The organism is Undibacterium sp. GrIS 1.8, from assembly GCF_040544445.1.
Lineage (GTDB): Bacteria > Pseudomonadota > Gammaproteobacteria > Burkholderiales > Burkholderiaceae_D > Undibacterium.
Genome location: NZ_JBEONQ010000006.1, coordinates 38306 through 50244, shown reverse-complemented (window position 1 = coordinate 50244; position 11939 = coordinate 38306). Strand labels below are relative to the sequence as shown.

The following is an 11939-nucleotide window of genomic DNA, read 5'->3' as shown; positions in this document are numbered from 1 at the left end:
AATTTGGTTCGATACCAATTTCAATACCAGTTCAATCCCATTGTCTAAGGCGAAATAATATACTGCTATGTGTATATTATTATGTCCATATGTTTGTTGGACATTAGGTGGTATTTTCCAACATACTCCCTTTATTTTTAAAAATCTTTCAATAACTCTTCGCCAAATAATCTTAGGAAAAATCAAAATATTCCTCAGTTTGTATGGCTGGTAAGGCGTATTAAGCGTAAGGCTGTTACCGCGTGGTGCGCCGCAATAGGCTAGAATGGTTTGTAATTTCCTAGCATATTTAAATCTGGCGGCCGGGCTTGCACATAATTTTTATGTGATGCCCATGTGATACGCAATTGATACGCATGTAATGCAAATCGATGTTTCACTTTGCCGCCCTTGATCAGTCCAAAAGATCCCACTGATGAACGCTCCAGCACAAATTCAAGCTCTACTTTCTGACCTCGCTCCGGGCGCTACGCCTACCCGCGTGCGCGAAATTCCTTATAACTACACGTCCTTTTCAGATCGCGAAATTGTGATCCGCCTGTTGGGCGAAGATGCCTGGGATTTGCTGGACAAGCTGCGTGGTAAGCGCCAAACAGGACGTTCTGCCCGTATGCTCTATGAAGTGCTGGGCGATATCTGGGTGGTGCGCCGCAATCCGTATTTGCAAGACGACATGCTGGACAATCCTAAGCGTCGCCAAGCCCTGATCGATGCGCTAAATCACCGTCTGGCGGAAGTGGAAAAGCGTCGCCTCAGCACGATTAATGATGACGACGGCGAGCGCAGCAACAGCGTAGAAATTTTGGTGCAGGCAGCGCGCAAAGCTGTCGCCCAATTCGCCAAAGAATTCCGCGATACCTACGACTTGCGCAAGCGTTCCAATAAGCTGTTGGCAAAATACACCGCAAAAGACAATATCAAATTTGATGGTTTGTCGCGTGTCTCGCACGTCACCGACGCCACCGACTGGCGCGTGGAATACCCGTTTGTTGTGCTCACGCCAGATACCGAAGATGAGATGGCGGGGCTGGTCAAATGCTGTATCACGCTGGGTCTGACCATCATTCCGCGTGGCGGTGGCACCGGCTATACAGGCGGTGCGATTCCGCTCACGCCATTGTCAGCGGTGATCAATACCGAAAAATTAGAGCAATTAGGCGCGGTCGAAATGACGATGTTGCCTGGTGTTGATCGTGAATACGCCACTATTTATTCCGGTGCCGGCGTCGTGACCAAGCGGGTCTCGGATGCCGCTGACAAAGCTGGTTTTGTATTCGCAGTTGATCCGACCTCGGCAGAAGCCTCCTGCGTAGGCGGCAATGTCGCCATGAATGCAGGCGGTAAAAAAGCGGTTTTATGGGGCACAGCGCTGGATAATCTGGCCTCTTGGAAAATGGTCGACCCCAACGGCGATTGGTTGGAAGTCACGCGACTAGAACACAATCTTGGCAAGATTCACGATGTTGCAGTAGCTAAGTTCAAACTGGAATGGTCGCATCCCGGCGAAAAGACGCCGTTTAAAACCGAGCAATTAGATATCCCTGGTCGCACCTTCCGCAAAGAGGGTTTAGGCAAAGATGTGACCGATAAATTTCTGGCGGGTTTGCCTGGTGTACAAAAAGAAGGCTGCGACGGTCTGATCACGTCGGCGCGCTGGATTTTGCATAAGATGCCTAAATTTACCCGCACCGTTTGTCTGGAGTTTTTCGGTCAGGCACGGGACGCGATTCCGAGTATTGTCGAGATCAAAGATTATCTGGATGGCTTGCCAAAAAAGGGAGGCGAGAATTTCTCGACTCTGCGTCTGGCTGGCTTAGAACATCTGGACGAGCGCTACTTGCGCGCCGTTGGTTACACCACCAAATCCAAACGTGGCGTGTTGCCCAAGATGGCCTTGTTTGGCGATATCGTCGGCGATGATGAAAACGCTGTAGCACAGGCTGCATCCGAAGTAGTACGTATGGCGAACACCCGTGTGGGTGAAGGTTTCGTCGCAGTGAGTCCGGAAGCGCGCAAAAAATTCTGGCTTGATCGCGCCAAAACGGCGGCGATTTCTAAGCATACCAACGCCTTTAAAATCAACGAAGACGTGGTTATTCCACTGGATCGTATGGGCGAATATACCGATGGTATTGAACGCATCAATATTGAATTATCGATCCAGAATAAGTTGGCGATGCTGGAGCAATTGCAGGCGTTTTTCGTCAAAGGTAATCTACCGTTGGGTAAAAGCGAAGATGCCGATGGTGACGATATTTCTGCCAACGAATTACTGGAAGATCGCGTATTACAAGCCAAGAGTTTGCTCGCTGCCACGCACGCACGTTGGACGTATTTATTAACCCAGCTCGACAAACCCTTGCGTGATGCACGGGATGAACTGGTTGCACTGGAACTAGACAAACTCGCCTTCGTCTTTGATGAGCGCCTGCAAGTACAAACTGATGCGACGGTATTTAGTATTGTGCAAGACCGGACGATTCGCGTCTCTTGGAAGCAAGAAATCCGAGCGCATCTGCGTCAGATTTTTAATGGTAGCGCGTTTAAATTGATCTTGGATGAGTGCACCGCGATTCATAAAAAAATCTTGCGCAGCCGTGTCTTCGTTGCTTTGCACATGCATGCGGGCGACGGCAATGTGCATACCAATTTACCTGTTAATTCCGACGATTACGAGATGCTGCAAGTGGCGCATCATGCTGTTGCCCGCATCATGGTGCTGGCGCGTTCGTTGAATGGCGTGATCTCCGGCGAACACGGTATCGGCATCACCAAGCTAGAGTTCTTGACGGAAGATGAGATCAAGGATTTCCGCTCGTACAAATTACGGATCGATCCGGAAGGGCGCTTTAATAAAGGAAAATTGCTGAACCTGCCGGAGTTCGCCGCCGACCTGCGCAATGCGTACACGCCGTCCTTCGGATTGATGGGACACGAGTCGCTGATTATGCAGCAGAGCGATATCGGTGCCATTGCCAATAGCGTAAAAGATTGTCTGCGTTGCGGTAAGTGCAAACCGGTGTGCGCTACCCACGTGCCGCGGGCGAATTTGCTGTACTCACCACGTAACAAAATTCTGGCAACATCCCTGCTGGTCGAAGCCTTTTTGTATGAAGAGCAGACCCGTCGCGGTATCTCGATTAAGCACTGGGAAGAATTTGAAGATGTAGCCGACCATTGCACGGTCTGCCATAAATGTCTGACGCCGTGTCCGGTCGATATCGACTTTGGCGATGTCTCGATGAATATGCGCAATTTACTGCGGAAGATGGACAAAAAATCCTTCAATCCGGGCACAGCATCAGCAATGTTTTTCCTCAACGCGAAAGATCCTGCGACGATTAAAGCTGCCCGTCAGGTGATTTTTGGCTGGGGTGTTGCGGCGCAACGCTTGGGTAATACCGTGCTCAAGCAATTAGCGAAAAAACAGACTAAAGCACCGCCGGCATCCTTGGGCAAGCCTGCGATGAAAGAGCAGGTGATTCACTTTATTAATAAGAAAATGCCAGGCAATTTGCCGAAGAAAACGGCGCGGGCTTTATTGGATATTGAGGACGATAAAATCATCCCGATTATTCGCGACCCCAAAACTACGACGGCAGATACTGAGGCGGTATTTTATTTCCCCGGCTGCGGATCGGAGCGCCTGTTCTCGCAGGTAGGTCTGGCGACCCAGGCGATGTTGTGGAATGTCGGTGTCCAAACTGTATTGCCACCGGGTTATTTGTGTTGCGGTTATCCGCAACGCAGTGCCGGGCAATTCGACAAAGCCGAAAAGATGATCACAGACAACCGCGTCCTTTTCCACCGGATGGCAAACACGCTGAATTACCTCGATATTAAAACTGTGGTGGTTTCTTGTGGCACTTGCTATGACCAACTGGCGACCTACCAGTTTGAAAAAATTTTCCCGGGCTGCCGCATTATTGACATTCATGAATTTTTGTTGGAAAAAGGGATGAAGCTAGAAGGTGTCAATGGCACGCGCTACATGTACCACGACCCTTGCCATACGCCGATGAAGCTACAAGATCCGCTTAAAACCGTGAACGCGCTGATTACGACAATCGATAATGTAAAGATTGAAAAGAACGACCGTTGCTGTGGCGAGGCTGGTACGCTGGCAGTATCGCGGCCGGATATTTCGACGCAAATCCGTTTCCGTAAAGAAGAAGAAATGCTCAAAGGTGCGGATAAATTGCGCGCCGATGGTTTTGCTGGTGATGTGAAAATCCTGACCTCTTGCCCAGCCTGTTTGCAAGGCTTAACCCGCTACGATGAAGACTCGGGCACGACCGCAGACTACATCGTGGTCGAAATGGCCAAACATGTTTTGGGCGAAAACTGGTTGCCAGATTATGTGGCACGCGCCAACAACGGCGGTATAGAACGGGTGTTGGTCTGATGGTGAATTTGACCAGCGAGCTGAAGAATAATTTGATGAGTAAGTTGACCGAAGCGCCAGCATGCGAGTTGTGCGATCCTCAAACTGGGGAGGTGATTTTTGCCAGTCAGCGGTGGCGAGTATTGCTGGTAGATGATGCCAATTACCCGGGTTTTTGTCGCGTGGTGTGGAATGACCATATCAAAGAAATGACGGATTTGCCGGCAGCAGAACGCAATGAAGTGATGGAAGCCGTCTGGCATGTCGAGCGGGCTATCCGTGAGGTAATGCAGCCACATAAAATCAACTTAGCCAGCTTTGGCAATATGGTGCCGCATTTGCATTGGCATATTATTCCGCGTTATACCGACGATTTGCATTTTCCGAATCCGGTATGGGCGCAGGCAAAAGTGACCGCCGATGCGCAGGACGAATCAGCTCTGCTGATCATTAGCGCCAGACAGGCTTTATTGCCCGGATTGAAGGCCGCGATTATTAATCGTTTATCCCAAAACAGCGAAAATTAATCAAGGGTGTAATTAAGAGAGTAATTCAGAATTTCCACCGGAACAACACCAGACAGTTCGCCAAAGGTACAATTGCCGGTATTGCGCGTGGACTTACAGCGATTTAACATATACCCCCCTCATTTTTATAAATATTGCCGTATTGTCCAATGATTATACGGACAATTAAATATACATAGTGGGAGTATTACTTAAAGTGTTGTGCGCCTGGGAATATGGTGTTTGTCTTAAGTGCTCGTTAAGCTGACCGGCAAGTGACTGTCAAATAAGCAAGCAGCACTAATGCCGCGCAATACTTTAATTGCTCAATATCAACCATCAACATAGCAGCCAGCACAGCAGGAACATCATGACAGGCTCCAAACAAAGTATCCCGACACCAATCCCTACGGCATTAAATGTACGTACTCAATCACGCGTGTTGGAGGTTCATTTTGACGATGGCAAAGAATTTACCTTGCCATTTGAATTGCTAAGGGTGTATTCGCCTTCCGCTGAAGTACGCGGCCATGGCGTCGGGCAAGAGACCCTACAAACCGGCAAGCGCGACGTGACGTTGACGGCGCTTGAGCCCGTTGGCAATTACGCGGTACAGCCACATTTCTCCGACACCCACAATAGCGGGATTTTTAGCTGGGATTATCTGTATTGGCTGGGCGAAAACCAGGCATCACTTTGGCTGGACTACATGACCCGATTGCATGTAGCAGGTTATCCAGATGACACTGGCCGCGATGCTCCTATGCAAGACAAGCAAGCAAGTGCCTGCGGTCATCAACATTGAGCTAAAACCGGCAGAGCCCTATAATCCAGATACTTATGCGCACAATCTCTTATCAGCCAATATCATGACCAATACCACTCATTTCGGATACACCACCGTAGAAGAAGATCAAAAAGTACACAAAGTGGCGGAGGTTTTTCACTCAGTTGCCGCTAAGTACGATGTGATGAATGACCTGATGTCGGCGGGCTTGCACCGCGCATGGAAAATTTTTACGATTGCCCAGGCTGGCGTGCGGCCGGGCTTCAAAGTGCTGGACATTGCTGGCGGCACAGGTGATCTCGCCAAAGAGTTTGTCAAGCAAGCGGGCAAGACAGGCGAGGTCTGGCATACCGACATCAATGAGTCCATGTTACGAGTCGGTCGTGATCGCCTCTTGAATAAAGGCTTGATTACCCCAACATTACTTTGTGACGCAGAAAAATTGCCTTTTCCTGATAATTACTTTGATCGCGTGAGTGTGGCATTCGGTTTGCGGAATATGACGCACAAAGATCAGGCATTGGCAGAAATGCAGCGGGTGCTGAAGCCGGGCGGCAAATTGCTGGTGCTGGAATTTTCTAAAGTGCCAGAAGTAATGCAAAAGCCTTACGATCTGTACTCTTTCAAGGTGCTGCCTTGGTTGGGACAAAAGATTGCGAATGATGCTGACAGTTATCGTTATCTGGCCGAATCGATCCGTATGCATCCAGATCAGGAGACTTTGAAGGGCATGATGCAAGACGCTGGTCTGGATCGCGTGCAGTATTTTAATTTAACGGCAGGTGTGGCCGCTCTCCACACTGGTATCAAACTCTAGGAGTTGCAGGTATGAACAAGATTTTTAATAAAGCTGTCGTTTCCATCATGCTGGTTGCAGGTGCACTGGCAATGACCGTATCTGACGCAGATGCTAAGCGTTTGGGCGGCGGCGGATCGATTGGACGTCAGTCCAGTAATGTGTCGCGCCAGGCTGCGCCACCAGCTAATAATCCAGGCAGTAATTTGAATCAAACTAAACCGGCTGCACCAGCCGCAGCGCCAGCGCCGGGCGCAGTTCCGCCAAAGCCAGCTAGTCCTTGGAAAGGGATTGTAGGCGGCTTGATTGGTGGCGCCTTGTTGGGTGCGATGTTCTCGCATTTTGGTCTGGGCGGTGCTTTAGGTGGCGCATTAGGTTCCATCCTGACAATCGCTTTATTGGCTTTTGCAGTGATATTTATTATCAGAATGTTCCGCCGCAACAGTGGAAATAGTGGCAATGTTAGTAACAACAGCGCAGTGCCATCGGCGTTTTCGCAGCCATCTTATGCAGGAGTCCCTTCTAACACACCAGAAATCGGCTCCCGTATTGAACCTGCTACGCAAACAAGTTCCTTTAACAGTTCCGCGGCAGCACCTGCGACCGCTGCACCTTGGGGCGTTCCGGCAGATTTTGATGTGCCAGCATTTTTGCGTAACTCAAAAACCTACTTTATCCGTCTGCAAGCGGCATGGGATAAAGCCGATATCAGCGATATCCGCGAATTCACCTCTACTGAGATGTATGCAGAAATCAAACTGCAAATCCAGGAACGTGGCGCTAGCCCGAATGTGACCGATGTGGTGTCGATCGATGCCGAGTTAATGGGTCTGGAAACGGTGGGCAATGATTACCTCGCCAGCGTCAAGTTTAGCGGCATGATCAAAGAGGCAGCTAATGCGCCGGCAGAAGCGTTTAATGAAGTCTGGAACTTGTCTAAACCTATAAACGGTCAAGGCGGTTGGGTATTGGCCGGTATTCAGCAGCTTTGATTCAACAACTTTGATTCAGCAACTTTGATATCGCTTTAAGTAGATCAATCTCAAACCTCCCGGCAGGGATAAACTGTTAAACTGGAAACCGCCCATCAACCATGGGCGGTTTTTTTATTTGATCATGACATATACGCTTCCTATCGTTCTCTTCATCAATCATTTGCTGGCACAGGAAAACTGGGCTAAGAGCAAGCTATTACCTCACGCGGGAAAAATTGCCTGCGTCGATTTGCAGGCATTTACAATCCGCCTAAAAATAACTTCTGATGGCATGGTGGAGTCCCTCGCACCTGATCCGGTCGAGCTTAAAGCTGACGCTGATGTTGCTAGTCAGGCTGAGCGCAACAACGTCACCATCCGTCTTCAGCTCAGCGATCTGCCTTTGATCGCCCAAAATCGTGAGCGCGCTTTTTCTTATGTCAAGATAGAAGGCGATGCCGACTTTGCTAATACGATTTCTCATCTAAGTCAGCATTTGCGCTGGGAGGCAGAAGATGATCTGAGCAAATTGTTTGGAGATATCGCCGCGGTCCGCATGGTATCTGGCGCACGCAGTCTGATGCAGACTGCTAAAGAGACGCATCAAAAAATCCAGGAAAATCTTGCCGAGTATTTTCTCGAAGAAAACCCGATGTTAGTCCGTCCAGCGGCAGTTACCGCGATGGGGACAGAAATCAATAAGTTACGTGATGATGCAGAACGTCTCATCAAGCGCTTAGAAAAATTAGAAAGGTTGCGTTGATGCTGTTTAAGTTTTTGCGTCTCTTCAAAATCATCCGTATCGCAATTCGCTATGGGATTGATGAAATTGCGATTTCAGGTTTGTCCGTGCCGCGCACTGCCAGAGCGATTAATGCCTTACTTTTTTGGCGTGATTTGTCTGCACCGCGCGGCGAACGCTTGCGTAAAGCACTAGAAGACTTAGGGCCGATTTTCGTCAAATTTGGTCAGGTGTTATCGACCCGCCGTGATCTGATGCCACCAGATATTGCAGACGAACTCGCCAAATTGCAAGATCGCGTACCGTCGTTTGACCCTGATCTGGCAATTGCGCAAATCGTCAAGTCTCTGGGTGCGCATCCTGATCAATTGTTTGCCAGTTTTGACCGGATTCCTGTGGCTTCTGCCTCCATCGCTCAGGTGCATTTCGCGACACTCAAAGACGGGCGAGAAGCTGCCGTCAAAGTGCTGCGCCCTGGCATGAAGGACACTATCGATAAAGACGTCGCGCTGATGCAAATTGCTGCAGGCTGGCTAGAAAAACTCTGGGCCGACGGCAAGCGCCTCAAGCCACGCGAGGTCGTAGCTGAGTTTGATAAATACTTGCATGATGAATTGGATTTGATGCGGGAAGCCGCAAACGGTAGTCAGCTACGGCGCAATTTTGCTGACTCCGATTTACTGCTGGTGCCTGAAATGTACTGGGATTATTGTTCTTCCTCCGTGATCGTGATGGAGCGCATGAAGGGTATTCCGATTTCTCAATTAGATAAGCTAATTGAGGCCGGCGTCGATATGTCCAAGCTGTCGCGAGATGGTGTCACCATCTTCTTCACTCAGATTTTCCGGGATGGTTTTTTCCATGCCGATATGCATCCGGGCAATATTTTAGTCTCCACCGAGCCAGCGACTTTTGGGCGTTATATTGCACTCGATTTTGGTATCGTCGGCACGCTCAATGATTTTGATAAAGATTATTTGTCGCAGAATTTTTTGGCTTTCTTCCGTCGAGATTACAAACGGGTTGCAGAGGCACATATCGAATCTGGTTGGGCACCTAAAGAAACCCGTGTCGATGAATTGGAAGCAGCGGTACGTGCTTGTTGCGAGCCGATTTTTGATCGGCCATTGAAAGATATTTCGTTTGGTCAGGTCTTGTTGCGCTTGTTCCAAACTTCTCGCCGCTTTAATGTAGAAGTACAGCCGCAATTAGTTTTGCTGCAAAAAACTTTGCTGAATATTGAAGGTCTGGGCAGGCAGCTTGATCCCCATCTGGATCTGTGGAAAACCGCCAAACCCTATTTGGAACGCTGGATGAGTGATCAGATCGGCTGGCGCGGTTTGTTAGAAAAGTTTAAAGCAGAGGCACCACGTTACAGCCATATTTTCCCGCAATTGCCACGACTTGCACATCAGGCGCTGACGCGAGCAGGTACACAAGGTGAGAATAGCGAACTACTTGCCGCACTGCTGCTAGAGCAACGGAGTACTAATAAATTATTGCGTACTATTATTTACTTTGGTGGTGGTGCCATTGCAGGTGCATTATTAGCGCAATTAGTTTTACATTTGCTATACCTCTAAGCTTATTACAATGCAAAACTTCTCCAGTAAAGATTCTGCCGAGACGCATTTTTGGGATGAGCGTTTTGAAACCGCATTCACTCCTTGGGATAAAGGCGGCGTCCCTCAAGCCTTGCAAGATTTTGTCCGGGCTGCAGAGGCGCCATTGGTTACCTTGATCCCGGGTTGTGGTAATGGCTATGAAGCCGCTTTTTTTGCGCAAGCCAATTGGGATGTCACCGCGATTGATTTCTCTCCCGTCGCTGTGCGAAGTGCGCAGGCAGCTATCGGGGTCTGGAGCAAACATGTGCTTGAGGCTGACTTTTTCCAATTTAATCCAGCATGTCCGTTGCAGCTGATTTATGAGCGCGCGTTCTTTTGTGCTTTACCTCCGCGGTTACGCAAAGATATTGTGCAACGTTGGGCTAGTTTATTGGCAGAGGGCGGCTTACTGGCAGGCTACTTCTTTTTTGAAGATGTGCCGAACGTAACATCAGCAACGTCAGTAACATCAGCCGCTAAAGCCGCAACACCGAGCGCATTACAGGATACAAAACCTAAAGGCCCACCGTTTAGTATCCAGCGCCAGGCTTGGCAAGAGCTGATATCGCCCTATTTTTCGTTGGTGGAAGATTGTGATGTCAGCGATTCTATTGATGTATTTAAAGGGAAAGAGCGCTGGCAAATCTGGCGGCGGCTACCCGTTTCTGTCACTTGATAATCCGTCTGCAAAGTCTTGCCAGCGACGCGTCAGTATTAACCTGCGTGCTGTAAATACAATTACCTGAATTATCATGAATTTTTTTAAACCTCGCTCTCCTTTAGCGCATTTATCCGGCATTCCATTGAACGCTAATGCAGTCACTACTTTGCATAGCGCGCTGGAGTTTCGCTTGGAGTTGCTTAAACAAATTGCCTCCGCAAAACAGCGCATTTATCTCTGCAGTTTATATCTGCAAAATGACGAGGCTGGTAGCGAGCTTGTAGAAGCATTACATAAAGCAAAAGCAGCTCGCCCTGCACTTGATATTGCGGTGCTGGTTGATTGGCATAGAGCGCAGCGCGGGCTGATCGGTGAGGCTAAAAAAATAGGTGAGCAGGCGGGTAACGCTGGTTGGTATCAAAAAATTGCATCAGCACATACGACACATGTCCCCATTTATGGTGTCCCGATTCAGACCAGAGAATTATTCGGTGTCTTACATCTAAAGGGTTTCGTCATTGACGATAGCGTCATCTACAGCGGCGCTAGTTTGAATAATGTTTACCTGCATAAATTTGATAAATATCGACATGATCGCTATCTGATTTTGCAAAGTACCGCGCTGGCGAATTGTATGCAGTTGTTTATTCGAGAACATCTATTATCTGCTTCTGCGGTACATCGGCTGGATATCGCAGAGATTCCGACAACGCAAAGCATTCGTAGTGATATTCGTAGTTTTCGTGAAAAACTCAAACAAGCGCGTTACAGCATTAGTTCGCAGGACCATAGCCAGACAGAGGGAAGTGAATCAACAAGCTTGAGCGTGACGCCTTTAGTTGGCGTTGGTAAAAATAATCCACTCAATAAAGTGATCTGCCAGTTGCTCGCTGCAAGCAAGCATCAGATTACAATTTGTACTCCTTATTTCAATTTTCCTTTAGCGGTCACCAGAGAAATCAATCGTGCCTTAAAACGAGGCGTTAAGATTGATATTATCGTTGGCGATAAAACTGCGAATGATTTTTTTATTCCGCCAGATCAGGCGTTTAAAATCATTGCTGCTTTACCTTATCTGTACGAGACTAATTTGCGTCGTTTTGCAAAGTCACATCAGACGGCCCTGAATAACCGGCAACTTAATTTGCATTTATGGAAAGACGGCGACAATACCTATCATCTGAAAGGTGTCTGGATTGATCAGAATTACACCCTGATGACAGGCAACAACCTCAACCCCAGAGCGTTTCGCCTGGATCTGGAAAATGCTTTACTGATCCATGATCCGCAACATGAATTAGCCAAACAAAGAGAAGCTGAGCTGCAGAGTATTTTTTTGCACACTATGTCAATCGACCATTACCGCTCACTAGAAAAAACCAGCATGTACCCGGTTGAAGTGCGTAAATTATTAAGCCGGTTGAGCAGAACCAGGCTAGACCGTCTGGCTTATCGGGTGCTTTAATCTGTGTTTCCAATCTAGAT

9 protein-coding genes are annotated in these 11939 nt (G+C 48.5%); all 9 read left to right on the top strand.

Annotation, left to right across the window (positions count from 1 at the left end):
* Positions 1-415: 415 nt before the first annotated feature.
* The 9 genes from AAKU64_RS04265 (at position 416) to pssA (ending at position 11919) form a co-directional block, all read left to right on the top strand.
* Positions 416-4405: a DUF3683 domain-containing protein gene (locus AAKU64_RS04265; RefSeq protein WP_354329630.1), complete on the top strand. Its 3990-nt coding sequence runs from the start codon at positions 416-418 to the stop codon at positions 4403-4405.
* Between the two features lie 35 nt (positions 4406-4440).
* Positions 4441-4911, top strand: coding sequence for an HIT family protein (locus tag AAKU64_RS04260; protein ID WP_354329628.1), 471 nt, complete (start codon positions 4441-4443; stop codon positions 4909-4911).
* A 349-nt stretch (positions 4912-5260) separates the two neighbouring features.
* Entirely contained in the window at positions 5261-5695 is a 435-nt protein-coding gene (locus AAKU64_RS04255) for a gamma-butyrobetaine hydroxylase family protein (protein ID WP_322121197.1), read from the top strand.
* 64 nt (positions 5696-5759) lie between these two features.
* On the top strand, positions 5760-6494 hold the full coding sequence (ubiE, locus tag AAKU64_RS04250) for a bifunctional demethylmenaquinone methyltransferase/2-methoxy-6-polyprenyl-1,4-benzoquinol methylase UbiE (protein WP_354361521.1): 735 nt from the start codon (positions 5760-5762) through the stop codon (positions 6492-6494).
* 11 nt (positions 6495-6505) lie between these two features.
* Complete coding sequence (locus AAKU64_RS04245) at positions 6506-7465, top strand: Tim44 domain-containing protein (RefSeq protein ID WP_354329624.1); 960 nt, start codon at positions 6506-6508, stop codon at positions 7463-7465.
* Positions 7466-7589: 124 nt separating this feature from the next.
* Positions 7590-8210 carry a ubiquinone biosynthesis accessory factor UbiJ gene (locus AAKU64_RS04240; RefSeq protein WP_354329622.1) on the top strand — a complete coding sequence of 207 codons (621 nt, stop codon included), beginning with the start codon at positions 7590-7592 and terminating at the stop codon, positions 8208-8210.
* The gene (gene ubiB / locus AAKU64_RS04235; protein ID WP_354329620.1) at positions 8210-9772 is read left to right on the top strand and encodes a ubiquinone biosynthesis regulatory protein kinase UbiB; all 1563 of its coding nucleotides are present in this window, start codon (positions 8210-8212) and stop codon (positions 9770-9772) included. Before AAKU64_RS04240 ends, ubiB begins: the two co-directional genes overlap by 1 nt.
* 10 nt (positions 9773-9782) lie before the next feature.
* Complete coding sequence (locus tag AAKU64_RS04230) at positions 9783-10469, top strand: methyltransferase domain-containing protein (protein WP_354329618.1); 687 nt, start codon at positions 9783-9785, stop codon at positions 10467-10469.
* Positions 10470-10545: 76 nt separating this feature from the next.
* Positions 10546-11919, top strand: coding sequence for a CDP-diacylglycerol--serine O-phosphatidyltransferase (pssA, locus tag AAKU64_RS04225; RefSeq protein ID WP_354329616.1), 1374 nt, complete (start codon positions 10546-10548; stop codon positions 11917-11919).
* Positions 11920-11939: the final 20 nt, after the last annotated feature.